At 46.7% G+C, this 18,094-nt stretch carries 18 protein-coding genes and 1 tRNA gene; 6 read left to right on the top strand and 13 right to left on the bottom strand.

The window, feature by feature from the left end; all coding sequences use genetic code 11:
- Positions 1–291 precede the first annotated feature (291 nt).
- The 3 genes from FTO70_RS10230 (at position 292) to FTO70_RS10220 (ending at position 3,051) form a co-directional block, all read left to right on the top strand.
- On the top strand, positions 292–1,314 hold the full coding sequence (locus tag FTO70_RS10230) for an ABC transporter substrate-binding protein (protein ID WP_255335656.1): 1,023 nt from the start codon (positions 292–294) through the stop codon (positions 1,312–1,314).
- 182 nt (positions 1,315–1,496) lie between these two features.
- On the top strand, positions 1,497–2,285 hold the full coding sequence (locus FTO70_RS10225) for an ABC transporter permease (RefSeq protein ID WP_255335655.1): 789 nt from the start codon (positions 1,497–1,499) through the stop codon (positions 2,283–2,285).
- Between the two features lies 1 nt (position 2,286).
- A complete protein-coding gene (locus tag FTO70_RS10220; RefSeq protein WP_255335654.1) occupies positions 2,287–3,051 on the top strand; it encodes an ABC transporter ATP-binding protein in 765 nt (254 codons plus the stop codon).
- Between the two features lie 174 nt (positions 3,052–3,225).
- Here the strand turns inward: FTO70_RS10220 and FTO70_RS10215 are convergent, their stop codons facing one another.
- The 5 genes from FTO70_RS10215 to FTO70_RS10195 form a co-directional block, all read right to left on the bottom strand.
- On the bottom strand, positions 3,226–3,654 hold the full coding sequence (locus tag FTO70_RS10215) for a polymer-forming cytoskeletal protein (RefSeq protein WP_255335653.1): 429 nt from the start codon (positions 3,652–3,654) through the stop codon (positions 3,226–3,228).
- Positions 3,655–4,082: 428 nt separating this feature from the next.
- Positions 4,083–4,289: a TRAM domain-containing protein gene (locus tag FTO70_RS10210; protein WP_255335652.1), complete on the bottom strand. Its 207-nt coding sequence runs from the start codon at positions 4,287–4,289 to the stop codon at positions 4,083–4,085.
- 35 nt (positions 4,290–4,324) lie between these two features.
- Entirely contained in the window at positions 4,325–4,534 is a 210-nt protein-coding gene (locus FTO70_RS10205) for a TRAM domain-containing protein (protein WP_255335651.1), read from the bottom strand.
- Positions 4,535–4,585: 51 nt separating this feature from the next.
- Positions 4,586–4,792, bottom strand: coding sequence for a TRAM domain-containing protein (locus FTO70_RS10200; RefSeq protein WP_255335650.1), 207 nt, complete (start codon positions 4,790–4,792; stop codon positions 4,586–4,588).
- A gap of 50 nt (positions 4,793–4,842) precedes the next feature.
- Complete coding sequence (locus FTO70_RS10195) at positions 4,843–5,049, bottom strand: TRAM domain-containing protein (protein WP_255335649.1); 207 nt, start codon at positions 5,047–5,049, stop codon at positions 4,843–4,845.
- A gap of 555 nt (positions 5,050–5,604) precedes the next feature.
- Between FTO70_RS10195 and FTO70_RS10190 the strand changes: the two genes are divergently transcribed.
- Together FTO70_RS10190 and FTO70_RS10185 are read left to right on the top strand one after the other, a co-directional pair.
- Positions 5,605–5,678: transfer RNA gene (locus FTO70_RS10190), tRNA-Lys, on the top strand.
- A gap of 217 nt (positions 5,679–5,895) precedes the next feature.
- Positions 5,896–6,066 (top strand): type II toxin-antitoxin system ParD family antitoxin, encoded by a 171-nt coding sequence (locus FTO70_RS10185; RefSeq protein WP_255335693.1) that lies wholly within the window; start codon positions 5,896–5,898, stop codon positions 6,064–6,066.
- Positions 6,067–6,381: 315 nt separating this feature from the next.
- On the opposite strand, the gene FTO70_RS10180 is transcribed toward FTO70_RS10185, so the two are convergent.
- On the bottom strand, positions 6,382–7,416 hold the full coding sequence (locus FTO70_RS10180; RefSeq protein ID WP_255335648.1) for a methionine synthase: 1,035 nt from the start codon (positions 7,414–7,416) through the stop codon (positions 6,382–6,384).
- A 281-nt stretch (positions 7,417–7,697) separates the two neighbouring features.
- On the bottom strand, positions 7,698–8,735 hold the full coding sequence (locus tag FTO70_RS10175) for a methionine synthase (protein ID WP_255335647.1): 1,038 nt from the start codon (positions 8,733–8,735) through the stop codon (positions 7,698–7,700).
- Positions 8,736–9,002: 267 nt separating this feature from the next.
- Between FTO70_RS10175 and FTO70_RS10170 the strand changes: the two genes are divergently transcribed.
- Positions 9,003–10,988: a PAS domain S-box protein gene (locus tag FTO70_RS10170; protein WP_255335646.1), complete on the top strand. Its 1,986-nt coding sequence runs from the start codon at positions 9,003–9,005 to the stop codon at positions 10,986–10,988.
- A gap of 14 nt (positions 10,989–11,002) precedes the next feature.
- Here FTO70_RS10170 and FTO70_RS10165 read toward each other — a convergent pair whose 3' ends face one another.
- From FTO70_RS10165 to twy1, 6 genes are all read right to left on the bottom strand, one after another.
- Positions 11,003–11,185, bottom strand: a complete 183-nt coding sequence (locus FTO70_RS10165) for a hypothetical protein (RefSeq protein ID WP_255335645.1) — start codon at positions 11,183–11,185, stop codon at positions 11,003–11,005.
- Between the two features lie 344 nt (positions 11,186–11,529).
- Positions 11,530–11,949 (bottom strand): hypothetical protein, encoded by a 420-nt coding sequence (locus tag FTO70_RS10160; RefSeq protein ID WP_255335644.1) that lies wholly within the window; start codon positions 11,947–11,949, stop codon positions 11,530–11,532.
- A gap of 182 nt (positions 11,950–12,131) precedes the next feature.
- The gene (locus FTO70_RS10155) at positions 12,132–12,488 is read right to left on the bottom strand and encodes a hypothetical protein (protein WP_255335643.1); all 357 of its coding nucleotides are present in this window, start codon (positions 12,486–12,488) and stop codon (positions 12,132–12,134) included.
- 338 nt (positions 12,489–12,826) lie between these two features.
- Complete coding sequence (gene argS, locus FTO70_RS10150) at positions 12,827–14,536, bottom strand: arginine--tRNA ligase (protein ID WP_255335642.1); 1,710 nt, start codon at positions 14,534–14,536, stop codon at positions 12,827–12,829.
- A gap of 353 nt (positions 14,537–14,889) precedes the next feature.
- Positions 14,890–16,137, bottom strand: coding sequence for a peptide chain release factor aRF-1 (prf1, locus tag FTO70_RS10145; RefSeq protein WP_255335641.1), 1,248 nt, complete (start codon positions 16,135–16,137; stop codon positions 14,890–14,892).
- 842 nt (positions 16,138–16,979) lie between these two features.
- On the bottom strand, positions 16,980–18,023 hold the full coding sequence (gene twy1 / locus FTO70_RS10140) for a 4-demethylwyosine synthase TYW1 (RefSeq protein WP_255335640.1): 1,044 nt from the start codon (positions 18,021–18,023) through the stop codon (positions 16,980–16,982).
- Between the last annotated feature and the right edge of the window lie 71 nt (positions 18,024–18,094).

The raw sequence follows: 18,094 nt of genomic DNA, 5'->3' as shown, positions 1-18,094 counted from the left end.
ACCGGATATATTAATACATTTGGGATATAATCTCCGGGCATTTGAGAAAGTATATATAGTAAATTTGAACGAATATTGACGCATAAAGGGATATGCTCCTTGTTTTTTAACAAAATTCATTCTGTGAAAAGCAGATGGCTTTTAGAAAAACACTTTCTACAAAGCTTATTAAAAAGCTTTCCAAAAAAACCATTCAGGAAACCATTCAGGAAACCATTCAGGAAACCATTGCTTATTTAGGGAAAGTATCGGTTTATTAGTTTATCAGCTTACAGTTATCGAGGTGAAATTGTGAAAAAATCAGGCGTACTAATCCTTACCTTATTGCTCGTTGCATCTGCCTTCGTATCCGGCTGCGTATCCGATGAAGAAGGCGGAGCTGAAGAGGGCGCAGGAGAAGCTCCCGCAATTACGGAGCTGAACTTCGGGTACCAGCCGAGCACACACCAGATCGCATACATGACTGCCGCAGAGAAGGGCTGGTGGGAAGAAGACCTTGCACCTTACGGAATCGAGGAGATAAACGAGTATGAATTCCCGACAGGTGCTCCTGAAATGCAGACAATGCTTGCAGGAGACCTGGACATAGCCTATGTGGGTGCAGCTCCCGTAATCACTGCCCTCAGCCAGGGGCTTGATGCAAAGATCATCGCTGCTGTCCAGATCCAGGGCTCAAACCTCGTCCTTCGCCCGGAATTTGGGTACGAAAGCCCGCAGGACCTGAAAGGACTCAAGATTGCGACCTTCCCTACAGGTACAATTCAGGACACCCTTCTCAGGGAATGGCTTAAGGAAAACGGCCTGAACCCTGACAAAGACGTTACAATCCTCGGGATGGGACCGGGAGATGCTGTCACCGCCATTTCAGCTGGCAAGGTCGATGCCGTGTTCCTGCCCCACCCGGCCCCTGCAATCATCGAAAGTGAAGGCAACGGGCGCTCCATCGTAGCTTCGGGAGAGATGAAAGCCAACCACGCCTGCTGCGTGCTCGTGGCAAGCGGGGAAATGATCCGGGAACACCCTGAAATCGTGGAACAGGTAGTAAAGACCCATATCAGGGCAACCGAATACAACAAGGCCAACGTGGACGAAGCTGCCCAGATCTTTGCAAACAAGACCACACAGGACGTTGAAACCGTAAAGATGTCTCTTCAGGAATGGGACGGCACCTGGATTACAGACCCCGCACCGATTGAAAACTCTACTGTCGAGTATGCCAGGGTCCAGTATGAACTCGGGTACATCCAGAAGCCTCTGACAAAGGAAGAAATCTTTGACACGAGCTTCTATGAAGCAGCCGTCAGTGAAGAGTAAAGCGGGAATAAAAGCTTAAGTTGAAGGAAAAAATAAAAGCTTAAAGGGAAAAGTTCAACTGCCTCTCACTTCCAAAAGGGGCAGTTTGAACCCCAATTTGCTCTGAAAATGCTCTGAAAATTTACTCTGGAAAACTGAAATCTTCCGGAAAGATAAAAAAGTAAGAATACTTTTAAGTAGACATGAATTTCAATTTCATAAAAACAGCCGAAAAAAAAGGCATTGAAGCAATGTCAATTATTTTCGCAATTGCTATCTGGCAGTTTGCAGCCGAATGGATAGTACAGAACAAATTGCTTCTGCCAAGTTTTTATGATGTAGTACTCTCTTTTTTCGCTATCATCAAAAGCGGGCTAATTTTTACGGATACCCTGACGAGTTTACTTCACTTTGCAATTGGCATTGCCGCAGCGTTTGCGGTAGGAATTCCTCTCGGAATAGCCATGGGCTGGTTCAAAGCAGCAAACCGGGCAATCGACCCTATAATAGAAATTCTGCGTCCGATTCCCCCATTGGCCTGGATCCCTTTTGCAATCGTGTGGTTCGGGCTTACCCACCAGTCCGCAGGCTTTGTTGTGTTTGTAGGGATGGTCTTCCCCATTATAATCAACACCTACACCGGCTTTAATAATGTGCCTAAGGTCCATGTTGAAGCAGCAAAGGTCCTGGGGTGTACCCGGAATGTGGACCTCATCCGATATATTGCAATCCCCTCAGCCATGCCTTCAATCATTGCAGGGATCCGGATTGCCATGGGAGTGGGCTGGATGTGCCTGGTCGCCGCCGAAATGTTCGGGGTGAGCAACAAGGGACTCGGATACCAGATCTGGCATAACTACTACCTGCACAGGATGGACTTCGTGCTCGTGTATATGCTCCTGCTGGGGTTCATCGGGCTCTTTATAGACCGCTTCTTCAGGTATTACGTTGACACAAAGCTTCTCAGATGGAAGGCAGGAACTGTGGTATAAAATGGGCCGAGTCAGTGTAAAAAACGTTTCACGTACCTTTTCGAAAAAAGAAGACAAATCCGAGACCAGAGCCCTGGAAAACGTGAGTTTCGACGTGGAAGACGGGGAATTTATCTGCCTGCTGGGGCCTTCGGGGTGTGGGAAGACCACACTGCTCAGGATTGCGGCAGGGCTTGAGACCCAGACCTCGGGAGAAATCCTGTTGAACGGGGTCCCCATTACGGGCCCGGACCCAAAAAGAGGCATGGTCTTTCAGCAGTACTCCCTCTTTCCCTGGAGGACGGTCATCGACAACATTACCTTCGGGCTTGAGATGCAAGGGGTTAAAAAGAGCGAAGCCAGGAAACAGGTGGATAAGTACATTGAACTCGTGGGCCTGGAGCAGTTCAAAAACAGCTACCCCTACGAACTTTCAGGGGGTATGCAGCAGCGGGCAGCCATTGCAAGGGCTCTTGCCAACGAGCCTGAAGTCCTCCTGATGGACGAGCCCTTCGGAGCCTTAGACGCCCAGACCCGAAACGTCCTCCAGGACGAACTCCTGAAGATATGGGAACAAAAACACGTGACCTTCCTTTTCGTGACCCACAGCGTCGACGAAGCGGTATTCCTCTCGGACAGGATCGTGGTCATGACCTCAAGGCCAGGAAGGATAAAAGAAATCATAAAAGTGGATCTCCCCCGCCCCAGGAGCCGGACCAGTCCCGAAGCCAACAACCTGAGAGATAAGGTCCTGAAACTCCTTGAAGAAGAAAGGTTCAACAGGTGAATTTCAGGAAAAAGTAATTTCAGGAAAAAAGTAAATTTCAGGAAAAGGTAAATTTCAGGAAAAAAATAAATTACGGAAAAAAAAATGGAAAAAGAATAGCCCGAAGTGAAAAATAAAGAATATAAGGTTGAAAAGTAAAGCAAAAAGGGCTTTGATCATTCTTAATGGCCTGGATCATTCCTCAGCCCTGACAACCACTTTTGTGAGAGGCTCTACCTTTTTGACCGTTACCTTTCCTATAAGTTCAAGAGTTCCTTCTGCTTTTACAGAGGCCACTGCACAGCCCGGCCTTATGTAAACGTCACCCTTGCAAAATGCGAAGTTTATTCTGGCTCCATCCAGCATGACAAGTTCCGAAAGCGTATCAATGCTCCCGAGAATTTTTGCCCCGGAGCAGATCAGGGCACTCTGGGCTTTCACATTGCCCCGGACAATCGAACCTTTTCCAAGCTCTAGACTTCCAGTCACCCTGAGGTCTTTCCAGAAATTAACGTCCTGCCCGACAATCACATTGCCGTCCAGAATAAGATCCTCATCGAAAAAAGCTCTTTTTTCAATCACATAAGTATTGGACTGGGGATGGTACTTGATAAAACGCATCATCGGGGATCACTCCGGGTTTCTCACCCCGGGTATAAAATTCAGGGAATTTGCAGCTTATTTCTAAAAACTTTGGCAGTCAAACTCGGAAATATGATTATCTCTCTATTATATAACAGCATCGAATCTGAAAAACAATTCAAAACTAATTCAAAAACAATTCGAAACTAATTCAAAACTAATTCAAAAACAATTCGAAACTAATTCGAAAAAGATTAGAAACTAATTCGAAAACAATTCAAAACTAATTCAAAAACAATTCGAAACTAATTCTAAAGCTAATTGAAGAAACAACCAAAGAAAAAGAGTTCCCGGCAAGATCAAGTAAAGCCGGGATGCGGAATGTGTACGAAATTAACAGCAAGAGAGAACGAAAAATTATCTGAACAAATAATTTTTCAGTCTTGCTCTTTTTCGTTTTTTTGTTCTGGTCACTCAACGACGCTGGCAAAACCGTACTTGGGAAGTACTCTTTCGATCTTAATCCGGACTTCGTCACCAACTTTGGTGCCCGGGACAAAGACCACGAAGCCTTCAATACGGGCGATGCCGTCTCCCTGGCGGGCAATGTCCTGGATTGTTACATCGTAGACTTCGCCTTCTTCGATAGGGACAGAGCGACTTTCATCTTTGAACATAAAAACCATTCCAAGTTATTGGTTTCCCTTAACACTTAATCTTCTACAACGCTTGCAAATGCAAACTTGGGGAGGACTCTTTCGACTTTAATCCGGACCTCATCGCCGACTTTGGTGCCCGGGACAAAAATAACAAAGCCTTCGATACGGGCGATGCCGTCTCCCTGGCGAGCAATATCCTGAATCGTAACCTCGTAAACTTCGCCCTCTTCGATGGGCACAGAGCGACTTTCATCTCTGAACATAAAAACCATTCCTCTAATATATCAATTAACTTAATTTTCTTAAATCCGCATTTACTCGACAACGCTTGCAAATGCAAATTTGGGAAGTACTCTTTCGACCTTAATCTGAACTTCGTCGCCAACACTGGTGTTAGGGACAAAGACTACAAAACCTTCAATACGGGCAATGCCGTCTCCCTGGCGAGCAATGTCCTGGATTGTTACATCGTAGACTTCACCCTCTTCGACGGGCACAGAGCGACTTTCATCTCTGAACATAAAAACCATTCCTTTAATTTATCAATTACTTAATTTTCTTAAATCCGCACTTACTCGACAATGCTTGCAAATGCAAATTTGGGAAGTACTCTTTCAACCTTAATCTGAACTTCGTCGCCAACACTGGTGTTAGGGACAAAGACTACAAAACCTTCAATACGGGCAATGCCGTCGCCCTGGCGTGCAATGTCCTGGATTGTTACATCGTAGACTTCGCCCTCTTCGACGGGAACAGAAACATTATCTTGTTTAAACATTACATTCATTCCTTTAAATTCTATTAACCAACTTAAAAAGCCCTATGAGCCAGAAAAGTGTAAAAACAGTACTTAACAAACCAAACTTGAAAAATCAAATTTAGGAAGTAAACTTCTAATAAGTTAAAGTACACCTTCTACTTACTTTTATTAACTGATCCCCAACAGAGCTTCGGATAAGTCAATTAACTGGTCATAATCAGATTCACTTGTATATAACGTTTTGCTTTAAAACCCACTTAAAAAAGGAAATTTTAAAAGTTGGGCAAAAATTCAGGGCTACGCGCTCCGGTGTTCCACATCCAACTTAAGAAAAATATTCAGTCGTCTGGTAAATAAAATCTTAAGAAGAAAAATAGATTTTTTCAAGAAAATAAATAATTTTTTTATATATAGAATAAATTTTTTATAAACAGTTGGAGAAAATCCGGGCAAAAATAGGAAATAATAACAGAGGAAAACAAAAAGAATGAAAATTTCCGCCCCCTCTGGCGAAAACTATAAATACTGGAAATACATTATGAGAGTCGCTCATTCAATTGGAAAACAAAGCGTGGGCCCGTAGCTTAGTCAGGCAGAGCGATGGACTCTTAATCCATAGGCCGGGGGTTCAAATCCCTTCGGGCCCGCTAAATCCTTTCCAAACCTTTTTTTGAAAACTATTTCCATAAGATTTCATTATGTATAATGTTTCCCTTTTCAACTTGCTTATACACAACTCCATATATACTTCCCATAAGCACATAACTACTCATATATCATAATTCACTTACTACATAAACTACACATACCCACACATACTACACATACTAATCAATACTACATAATCATTGGAGCATGACCCTTATGCCAAAAGTAAGTGTTGAAATCCCACAGGAACTTCTGGACGACCTCAACAAGCACGTGGGAGATAATAAGAAATTCGTCAACCAGTCTGACGCTATCAGAACTGCGATTCGCAAAATGCTGGACACGATGGATGACATCGATAGAAGGCACGGCAGGCTTAAAGAGTAGAAACGGGAAAATTAAGAAATAAAAGTATGAATGGGAACAGAAAGGGGAAAGAAAGGCAGAAATCAAGCTTGAAACTAAATTGAAACTAAAAAATTATTGGAAAATGACCCCTTTATTTCCACTGTGCTTTGACATCAAGCAGCGATTTTTGAGAGAGTTTGCATGTGAGCATGGGTTCCACTGGAGTGGAAAACTTAGTAACTTCTTTTCCTGAAAAAGTCACTCTTCTGAAAAAGTCACTTTCCGGCAGAAAGCTTGAGTGCTTAAAGCCCTGTTAAGGAGACTTGAGTTCTTCAAAAAAGAATGGAATCAGGGTCAGAGGCTTTCCCTGAAATCCTTGATCCCCTGGGCCACGTTGGAAAGCAGCATGAAGGCTATCCTCTGGTTCGGCCAGGAACCCAGGCCGCAGTCCGGGCCGACGTACTTAATCAGGTTTCCGAAGCGCCTGTAAGCGATCCTGAGCCTCTTTGCGATGACTGCAGGGGTTTCCAGTTCCGTGACGATTTCCGGGAGGTACTGCGGCTCTTTCCAGACATTTGTGCAGTACTTCTCGTTAAGGATCCCTGCCAGGGTGTAGATGTCGGTCCTTGCAATTCCCACCCGCAGGAAAGAATCCGTATCTTCAAGCACTTTTTTGTCTATGAGGTCCATGTAGGAAGGCGTGCCCGCAGACTCCATCCCGATCACGTTGATGGTCGGCGTTTCGCATGCCAGGTTGTAGTAGAGCGCGGAATGGAGGTGGATTTCCACGTCAGCTCCCCACTTGCTTGCAGCTTTTGAGCTTTCGGTCAGGGCGGAAATGATTTCGTCTTCCCCGAAAGCAAGTTCCGGGTTTAACCCGATGCTTGGCTCGTCAATGGAGACCGTGGCGATCTTGAAGTGTTTTGCAGCTTTCATGGAGTTCCGGACAAATTTGTTCACACTTTTCCCAAAAAGAGAGTAGATGTCCGTATAGTGTGTACCCCCGAACTCTTTGAGGTAGAGTTCTGTCGGACCGGTAACACAGATCCGGACCTTAAGGGTCTCCCCGAACTTTTCCTTATAGGCCTTTGCAACGCTTTCTATGGCCTCAAGCTCTTCGATCCTGGCGCACTCGAGCTTCACTTCAAAGGGGCTCTCACAGCAGTTTTCGTCCCTGATGACCTTCAGGAACTGCCCGTTCATGTCCTGGTACTGGGGATAAGTAGGGACCTGGACCCCTGAATCGATTTTCTGCTGGAAGGCGTCATTGATAACCGTAAAGAGTTTCTCGTCTTCTTCTCTCGTTTTAAAGGCATTTCGGACCCATTCCTTGCTGACACCGTCAGGGAGGGGATAGCTACCGATATCGTCAAAGAGGATTTCTTCCATGCATCCTAGTAGACCTGCAAGAATTTAGCATTATTGGAAAGACTGTATTATTATAAAAAAATAGATGGGTCAGAATAACGATGAAAAACAGATAAGGGGCAAAGGTTGTAAAAAAGATAAGAAGAGGGAACAAAAAATAAAGAAATAGACAGAAGAAATAGACAGAAGAAGCAGACAGAAGAAGCAGACAGAAGAAACAGACAGAAAAAAACAGGCGAAAAGAAACAGATAGAAAGAAGCAGACAGAAAAAATAGACAGGGAAAGGAAAAATATTCCGCCCTCAGTCCTTTTTTTCCGCATTGAATGCATTGATGCCCTTTGCTGTGTTTTCAAGGAGCGCAAAAGCGAGGTCCTGGTCCGGCCAGAAAGCCAGCCCGCAGTCAGGACTTGCGTACTTTATCCGGTCTCCGAGGACAGCATAAGCTTTTTCAAGCCGCTTCGTTACGGTTTCCGGGGTTTCCATGTCCGTGACAATCTTTTGCATGTACGCCGTTTCCTTCCAGGCGTTGACATCGTATGTCTCGTTGACCGTGCCTATGAGGTTGCCAATGTCGGTCCTGGAAACCCCTAGCCTAACAAAGGTATCGGAGTCTTCAAGCACTTTTCTGTCAAAGAGGTCCAGGTAAGAGGGAGTTGCCGCGTACTCTACCCCTATCACGTTGATGGGAGTCTCGCAGACGATCTCGTACTTCAGCGGGGAGTGGAGGTGGATCTCGACATCGGCCCCCTGCTTCCGGGCATAGGTGGAAGCCAGGGTGAGCGCAGAGACGATGTCAGGATCAAAAAACTGGATCCTGTCGTTCATCCCGAGGCTAGGCTCGTCCAGGGCCACGACCTTTATTTTGAAGTTCTTTGCGGTTTTAAACGCCTGAATTATGAAACTCTCGAGGTCCAGCGCCAGGATGTGGTAGGCATCCCGAAAAGCCGTTGCCCCGAAAGCCTGGAGGTAGAGGTCGGTAGGGCCTGCCACACAAACCCGCACTTCGAGGGTTTCGCCCGTCTCCTCTTTATACAGCTTTGCAACCTCATCGATAACCTCAAGTTCCAGAATCTTCGCGTTTTCTTCTTTTAATACGTAGGGTTCATAGCAGTTCTTTTCGTCCTTGATGATGTCCAGGAACTGCCCGATCATGTCCCGGAACTGGGGATAGGTAGGGACGTGAACCCCAACATCGATTTTTTTCCGGAAAGCTTCCCTCATTAAGGAAAAGAGTTTTTCGTCCTCGTTCCGGTTTTCCGCTGCAGCTTTCACCCATTCCCTTGTCACACCCACAGGGGTGGGGAGGCTGCCTCCGTCGATAAAAGTGATGTCATGCATACCTGTTATGTAAGACAGTATGACGTATTATAAGTATTGGAATTGTTTAGAATAAAAATCAATATATAAAACCATAAACGATATATGTGAAAACCTTAAGAGTCAGCTCTTCTCACAGCAAAATTTATATCTGGAATACACAATCCGGAGCGCCAAATTTTGAAAAGAGAAGGAAAAACAAAAAACCGGGGATGTTGAATCATTAAAGGGACCGAAAAAATCAGGGTTAACAAAAAGGGTACAGTATCGGGGGAAGGTATCACACCAATGGAAAAACCTGGACAAGTTGAAAGCTGCCCACTGAAAATTCCAGATTCCCTGTTAAAAGCGAAAGGCAAGGAGAAGCTTCCGGACAGCACCGGGTTTCCAGACAATGTATCTCTTCAGAGCGGTATCCGGTTTCAGGACAGTGTATCGCTTCCGGGCAGTGTATCGCCCCCGGAATTTCTTCTCGATTATATCCCAAGCCCGGTCTTTCAAAGGGAGAGAAATGGTATTTATGTCAACTGCAATGAGAAGTTTGCCAGGCAAATAATGGGGCTTCCCAAAGGGGAGCTCATAGGAAAATCATTCACGGAATTTCAGAAACGTCTCCCTGATAGCCTTAAAGAAAGCTACCGGAGGCATGACCAGAAACTCCTCAGGGAAGGGGGAAACCAGCAATACGAAACCGAAGTCCTGTGCGCGGATGGAGTGAAACGGGACTTTATTTTCAACAAGGCAGCCTATAAAGACGGTTCAGGGAACGTGGCAGGAATTGTGGGAGTGATGGTGGACATCACCGAAAACAGGAGAAATGACGAATTTTTGCATAAAAGTGAGGAAAGGTATCGCGTTGCCATGGAACAGACAGGACATGTTGTATATGACTGCGAAACCAGAACAGGAAATGTCGAGTGGGCAGGGGCTATTAAGGAACTTACGGGATACAGCTTTGAGGAATTCAAAAAATTTGGTGTTCATGCCTGGATGGAACACATTCACCCCGAAGACCTGCCAGAAATAATTAAAAAAAAGGAAAAGTACTGGAAAAAAGGGAGGGAACAGGAAAAGTTCTGTGAAGAATACAGGATGAGGAGAAAAGACGGAAGCTATTTTTACGTGGTTGACAGCGGGATTTTCCTGAGGGATGAAAAAGGAGTGATCTCAAGAGTCATAGGGGTAAAAAAGGACATAACAGAGCAGAAATTCAGCGAGAAGAAACTGAGGGAGAGCGAAGAACGCTACCGCTCTTTCGTGCAGAACTTCAAGGGAATTGCTTTTCACCTGGATAAGGATGGGACTCCGATATTTGCAGGCGGAGATATTGAAGAAATTACAGGGTACCGTGCGGAAGAATTCATATCCGGAAACCTGAAATGGGAACAGATTATCGAGCCTGAAGACCTCCCCCGCTTCTACGAAAAAAGCGAGAGGCTCAAAACAATCCCCAACCACATCGAGAAGTGGGAATACCGCATCCGGCGCAAGAACGGAAAGATAAGGTGGGCCCACGAGATTATCCAGAACATTTCCGATGAGGCGGGTATACCGGTGATGATACAGGGTACTATCTACGACATAACGGACCGGAAAGTCGCAGAAGAAAAGCTAAGGCTTGCCGAAGAAATCCGCAAAAAAGAGATACATCACCGGATCAAGAACAACCTCCAGGTAATCTCTTCCCTGCTCGAACTCCAGTCCGACAAATTCGAAGACGAATCCGTGCTCGAAGCTTTCAGGGAAAGCCAGAACCGCGTCATTTCAATGGCAATAATCCACGAAGACCTCTACAGGAGCCCGGACCTTGAGACCCTGGATTTTGCACCTTACATCCGGAAACTGACCTCAGAACTCCTTCACTCCTACTCCGTAGGAAATGACGAAATAAGCCTGGCCCTGGACATTGAACCGGCATTTCTCAACGCCGACATTGCAGTCCCCCTGGGGATCATAGTCAACGAACTGGTCTCAAATTCCCTGAAATACGCCTTTCCCGAAGGCAGAAGAAAGGAAATAGGAATCAAACTCTCCTGCACAAAGCCACATGACTGCCCGGAACATAACGGTTCCGGAGGCGGGAAAAACCGGTACACCCTGATAATTTCAGACAGCGGGAGAGGGCTTCCCGAGGGCTTCGATTTCAGGAACTCCACCTCCCTCGGGCTCCAGCTTGTAAACACCCTTGTAGACCAGATAGACGGCAGTATCGAGCTTGAAAACAGCTGCGGAACGAAATTCACGCTCAAATTCAGGGAAGTGAGACAGAGATAATTGCAAATCCAGAATTACAGCCAGTCGAAGGCAGGAACAACTGTTATCTTCTTATCATCAATCAGGAAGGTCTCACGTTCATTTTCAGTGATTATGAACCCTTCCTTCAACCCGTAAGCATCCAGAGCCTCGACAAGACCCCGGACTTCTCTTTTCCGGGTATTTTCGTCTTTTAAACCCTTGTCCTGCTCCAGCACAACCCTTGGAAAAGCTCCAAACTCCAGATATTCGGCAAAAGCCTGAAGTTTTTCAACGGTCGTGGGCTTCCTAAGTCCCCTGAAATCCAGGTATTCACCAAAGCCCTGCCATTTTCGGAGAGCTTCTCATGCCGCTCAAGGTCTTTCTCTGTCAGGTACTCGGAACCGTAGACTTCGAGGAAACGCTCAAAATAGCTCATCGCAGTTTCGTATCCCTAATAGGACTGCGGCTTCAGGTTTTGTTTTTGCTCGGCCAGGAATTCCTCCAAAATTTCCTGAATTGTTTTAGCGGTGTTTGTGGTTTTAGAGGTTTTTAGGGGTTTTGGGTTCATACTGCCTCCTTTTCATTCAAACTTTTTCCCTTTGAGTCCTCCCACGACATCAGCAAGTTCACCATAATGTTCAGGCTCAACGTAACCTTTTTCATGAGCCCAGGGCAGGAATTTGCGGAAAAAACGCCTTGAGGTTTCAATAAAAGTTGCACTCTCCCCAACATCATTAATCAGATAATCCTCAAGGAGGTATTCGATGTCATAATCGGAGATGTACGCAAGGTCAAAAATCTGGCAGTATTCTTTATGCTCGTTCTTCTGCTTCTCTTCGTAGAGTTTCTTGTCTTCTTCATAGAGATCGTCAGGGGCACAAACATCAAGATATTCCTCGAAAAGCGAGATTAAATCTTCATAGTCCCGATGAGTCCTGGAGCTGACGCCGTCTTTCTGTTCTTTTAGAAATTCGTTGAAAGCTTCTTTTATCGTCTTCATAGCAGTTCTATAGGGTAATTGGGTTTCCGGTTTTTCAGGATTTTCCTGATTTTTGGAAGTTTTCAACCCTGCAACCTCTGATCGAAAGAAAACTAAAATTGAAAAGAGAAAAAGAAAAAGAAGAAGGAATAAAAGAAAAAAAAGGAAATTAGAGAACTGAAAGAAGGAGACTGAAAGAATCTTCAATACCTTTTCTTATATTTCCGGAGAAAACCAGTATTTTCTTCAAAAGCTTCCTGGCTGATATACTCCTTCTCGTGCGCCCATTCAAAAAACCTGTTCAGGACCCGCGAAGCTGTCCCGATGAACTTTTTGCCTCCTCCGATCTCGACCAGATAGTCATCGAGGAAATCTTCGATTTCGTGGAGCCCGATGTGCTCAGGGTCGAAAGTCCCGCAGTACTCTTTATTTTCCTGCTTGCGCCGAGCCTCGTAAAGAGACCTGTCTTCCCGCGACAGGTAGTCGTCGGCACAGGCATCCAGGAACTCCTCGAAAAGGGAAATCACATCTTCATAGTCCAGGTAGGTATCGGGTTTCAAAGAACCTTCCTGTTCACTTAAAAAATTCTGAAAAGCATCGTTTATCGTTATCATGTTATCTCTGCATAACTCTGCAGCTGGTACTGGTTCTATAGCATTATGATTCATTTAGCTATTATTTACAGTTGTTTACAGTTATTTCCAATTAGTTCCAATTAGTTCCAATTAGTTCCAATTAGTTCCAACTAGTTCCAATTAGTTCCAACTAGTTCCAATTAGTTCCAACTAGTTCCAATTGTTTCCTGAAAAAAGAAAGAGAGGAAAAAAACTGAAGAGAAAAAGAAAGGAAAAATCCCTTCCAATTTCTTTATTCTCTTTTTTACACCTTCATGCCTTTTTTACATTGACTCCGGGGCACCGATTCCAAGCGTATCGAGGGCGTTTGCAAGCACGATCCTTGCGCAGTCAACAAGGGCAAGCCTTGCAGCCCTGACCTGGGGGTCTTCGGCGACGAGGACGGGGACGAAGCGGTAGAACTGGTTGAAAGAATCGGCAAGTTCGCGGGCGTAGATGGCCAGGACGTGGGGCTTGAGTTCCTGGGCACAGAAGTCAATGATGCTGTCGAACATCGCCATCTTCTTGATGAGGTCAATTTCGCTGTCCTCGACCAGGAGGGAGGGGGAGACGGCTGCAGCCGGGTCCCAGGCAGCTTCTTCCCTGGCTTTTTCAAGGATGCTGCAGGCGCGGGCGTGGGAATACTGGATATAGGGGGCGCCCTGCTTTTCGAAGTCAAGGGCCTCTTTCCAGTTGAAGACCGTGGACTTTTCAGGAGAAACCCGCACGATATCGTAACGGACTGCGCCCATCCCGACCATCTCGGAGACTTCCTTTTTGAATTCTGCAGAGGTTTCGGGGCGGCGGGTTTCGACCTGGTCCAGGGCTGCGGCTGTGACCCTGTCAAAGAGCTCGTCAGCGCTGATGAACTGGCCCCGGCGGGTGCTCATGGAGCCTTCCGGGAGGGAGACGAACTCGAAGATAACGACTTCAGGCTCCTTGAGCCCTATTGCGTTTAAGGTGGCCCTGAGCTGGCCCGAGATAAGCTTGTGGTCGGCACCGAAAACATCGATTACCCTGTCTGCCTGGGTGGCTTTCCATTCGTGGTAAGCCAGGTCACGGGTGGTGTAGAGGGAGGTCCCGTTCGAGCGCTGGATCACCAGGGTCTTTTCAAAGCCGTAGTCTGCAAGGTCCACCACAAGGGCTCCTTTGTCGATTTTCGTCCTGCCTGTGGCTTTGATGCGCTCTACGATGTCGTGGACTGCCCCGGACTTCAGGAAGAGGGACTCTTTTACGAATTCGTCGTGGACCACATTCATGCGGAGGAGAGTCTCCTTTATCCCGGCAACTGCCAGGGAGACGGCCTCATCAAAACTCTCGATGGTCTTTACGTCCCCGGCTTCCACTTTTTCCATGAGGGCGTCGATTTCTTTTACGTACTCCGGGTTTTTCTCCAGTTCCACATTGGCCTTGATGTAGACGTCAGCAATGGCAGAGTCGGACTTTTTCGAAAGGTCCAGCTCAAAGCGCTCGCAGGCCCAGGAGACTACAGCAATCTGGCGGCCCATGTCATTGACGTAGTACTGGACCTCCACATCGTACCCTGCGCGTTTGAGGATGCGGGCCAGGGTGTCCCCTAAAATGGAGTTTCTGATGTGCCCCACATGCAGGGGTCCGTTCGGGTTTGCGGAAGTGTGCTCAAGGAGGATTTTGTCCTTAGGAGCCCCGCAGCCGAACTTCTCCTGCTCTTCCCGGACAGCAGCCACTGTCCGGTCAAGGTAGCTCCTGCCTGCCCTGAAGTTTATGTAGGGGCCGACAGCCGCCACTTCCCCGACGTAGGAGCCCTCGGGGATTTCGATTTCCGAAACGATGCGGGATGCAAGCTCTTTTGGGTTTTGTTTGTATAGGCCTGCCAGTTTGAAGGCAGCCCTGCTTGCAAGGTCGGCGTGGGGAGAGGTCTCGAAATGGAGTTCGGAATCCTCAATCTCGAACCCGGCCTTCATGATTGCGTCTTTTAAGATTGATGCAGCCTGAGCTTTGAGTTCCAGGAACAAAGAAATCACCTGTGATAAATGTGAAAGTCTACTTGATAGTTATCAACGATTATAGCTGATTGTAAATCTGATTGTAAATCTGACTGTAAATCTGACTGTAAATCTGATCGTAAATCTGACTGTAAATCTGACTGTAAATCTGATCGTAAATCTAATTCAAATAATCATCTGATTGTAAATCTGATTGTAACTCTAATTCAAATAATCATCTGATTGACAATCTGATTTGCTCTAATAAAATAAGTGATTTGATTAAAAATTATTGGATAGGGAGATAGGGAACCGAAGTCCGGACAGCTTTTTACAGCGTCTGAAACGTATCTCGCCGGAAAGAAAGAAAAAGGCAGACGGGATCAGACTCCCGTACTGTACCTAAGGATTGCGGCAATGCCTCCGAAAGCGGTCATGAGCTGGGCCCCTTCGTCGAAGTCCGTCGATACGAAGACCACCTTTGAGTTGCTCTGGTCAGCAAGCGCGGAAAGCTCGTCCACAACATCCGTGACGTCCGTGACTTCCAGGGAAGAGCCGCACTTGGGGCAGTTTCCTGCCGTGGGGGCAGCCTCCCCGGGTTTCCAGCGTCGGGTCCATTTGTTCTCGTAGCCGCAGACACTGCATTTCACGGTCACCCTTTCGGCCCGCAGGTCTTCGGAGAGGAGGAGCACGTCCACGGAACTGATCTCGAGGTTTGCCCGGACCTGGGTTTCTCCGTAAGCCACCTTGCCGGAATCGGAAATCAGCTCCTTGAAAAAGGCCTGGACGATTTTCTTCTGCCCCATGAGTTCAAGGTCCTGGAGCTTGTCCCCTGCTGCGTTCAGAAGTTCGGAAAGCCCGGACTCGTCGGTGTAAGCGGTGTCGAAAAGCCCGATGATCTTCCTCTGTAGTTCATGGTGCAGGAACTCCCCGCCTTCGAACTCTTCCTTGGTAGGAGAAGGCCCCCCGATCAGGATACCCTTTAAGTCCTTGTGGTCAACGGCCAGGAAGACCTCGCTTGCAGCGTCTCCGATCCTCTTGTAGAACTCGTGGATTGCAATGAGCCTGAGCTGCTGGAAACGGTGGGCACTCTGACCACCTTTCCTCTGCTTCCCCGGGACCGTGGAGGTCAAACGGCGGAAGGCCTGGATCCTCTTTCCTACAAGCAGCCCTACGGTTGCCTCCCTCCTGTCCAGGACCAGAAGCCCGAAGGTGCTCTTGTCCTTGAGCATGTCCTCAAGAGGCTCCAGGTAGAAGGTGGAGTCGCAGTGGTACTTATAAACGGTGATGGGTTCGGGAGGATAGATAACCTCGCTTTCCATGCTCGTCTTGTTGGCCCCGATGTCCACGGCTCCCGTGAAATAGACTACTCCGTTTTCAGGTACCTTGTCCAGGTACTTGAGCCTGGAGAGCAGAGACTCAATAGCCCCCTGCACATTCGTCTTTGTTAGCTTGGATTTGATGTTTGCAGCCTGCCCGTGTTCATCTTTCAGCTGGTTGGTGACATCAAAGATCTGCTTATCAGGCGGGATGTAAAGAGAGATTAACTCGGTACTCCTGCCCCTCTTGTCCCTGAGGCCCTCAAGCTTCTTTTTGAATTCGTATTTTTCATGTGCGGATTGTTCAGTCATTTCAGAAATTCCCCGATGAAGAAAGTAATATGATAGTAGTATTTTGATTCGCGAATTTTTGATTGGTGAGTCTCGGTTAGTGAATTTGATCTCGGTTAGTGAATTTTAGTTCGATTAATTCAAATATATAAATGTGAAATTTTTGTAAATTAGATTATTTGTAAATTTAATTATTCAGTTACTCACTCGGCCAGCATCCGGGTTAGTATTCAGGATAAACGGAGGATAGGTAACAACAGGCCACACAGTGAGTTCCCGTCTCGCCCGAAATCCAGGCATAAAAACCGAGTCGAATGCTAAAGAACCCCTGGGTAGGAAGCACGCCTGCCGGAGACAAACGCTCCTGCATGCCGCTAAAAAAGCCTGCAACAATGCTGCGCAAACCCGCAAGGTTCCGCACCCTTTTGATAGCACTAGATATGAGACATACTCTACTCAAACTGTGTAATTACTGGTTGTGTGATTGGATTAAGCCTTATTGAATTGATTAGACTGGACCTAATTGGATTGATTAGATCGGGTTTATTAATTTGTTTCTTATAAACTGTGTCCTTATCAGGTTAAATCTGCACTGGCCCCTCTAAGGTCATATCCTTATTGAAACTTGGGTTTATATTTGTTTCTATCTAAGGACTTAGATAATATATTCAGCAAATCATAAAAGTATTGTCCTTAAAACGTTTTCCTGAAAATTGTCTTTATCTATTCTCTGCTCCGTATTTCCGTAAAAAACTCGAAAAAAAACAAGATTCTAAAAAACAAGATTCTAAAAAAGGGAATCTGAAAAGGAATCTGAAAAAGGGAATCTGAAAAAGGGAATCTGAAAAAGGGAATCTCATAAATCAGGGATTCCTTTTGACAGGGGACTTTTTCCCGTTCTTTGAAAGCAGGACCACCCGGCTGATTTCGGACTCGTCCGCGATTTCATAGCCAAGGTGCTTTGCAAGCTCTTTTGAAAATTCCAGGACTTCGGAGTGGGTGGGCATGGCGGAGCGGTCAAGGCGCAGCCGCGAAAAGCCGAGGTGCATGTAGGCCTTGATCTCCACAAAGTCAGGAGAGGCTATTTTGATGAGTTCGGCATAGCCTTCGGGGTTGAACATGTTCACGCCCTTGACCAGCGTCGTCCGGATGACAGTCCTCGAGCTTTTCTCTCTCATAAGGGCCAGGGACTCGTTTATCCTGTTCCAGAGCTCGGGGGATTTAGGCTGGCAGACCTTCAGGTAGGTCTCAAGGTCAGGAGCGTCCAGACTCATGTAGAGCTGGGAGGGGGAAATTTTTGCAAACATCGAGGGTACAGTCCCGTTAGTGACCAGGAAAGTGGTAAAGCCCCGCTTTTCGTATTCCTCGATGAGTCCGGGGAGGTAAGGGTAAAAAGTCGGCTCTCCCGAGAGGGAGATTGCAACATTGTTGGGCTCGTTGCCCTCAAGCCAGCGTTCCCGAAGCGCATTAGGGGAGCCGCCGAAACCCGTGATCAGCTTTTTCTGGCAGGCAATGCTTTCTTCCACGATTTTTTCTGGAGAGTCCCATTCCCCCGGGGCAGGGACAGGTACCTCAGTGGGACGCCAGCAAAAGAGGCAGCGCTGGTTGCATATCAGGGTAGGGGTCATCTGGAGGCAGCGGTGGGAAGCAACCCCGTAGAATTTTCCCTTGTAGCAGAAACCCTGGCCGTTCATGGCATGCCTGAGCCAGAGGCAGGTCTTGACAGCCGAATGGCGGCCTGCAAGAGCATAGCCCTGTTTTTTCAGGAGGGTCTCAAAATCCGGGATGTCGAAGGGAAGAGATTCCTGATCTTCAGCCCCCTTTTTTCCCAGGTTTTCTTCCAGGTTTTCTTCCTGCACCTCCGGGAAATCTTCCCCGGAATTTTCCTTTTGATCTTCCAGCGGCATTTCCCGACTATTAAATGCTCGTGGTATATATAAGGATCGGAAAATAATTTTGGAGAATTTTTTGGAGAAAC

Origin of the sequence: Methanosarcina sp. KYL-1 (genome assembly GCF_024372725.1) — an archaeon.
GTDB lineage: Archaea > Halobacteriota > Methanosarcinia > Methanosarcinales > Methanosarcinaceae > Methanosarcina.
The sequence above is the reverse complement of the archived record's forward strand: the minus strand, read 5'-3'. Positions and strand labels throughout refer to the sequence as shown.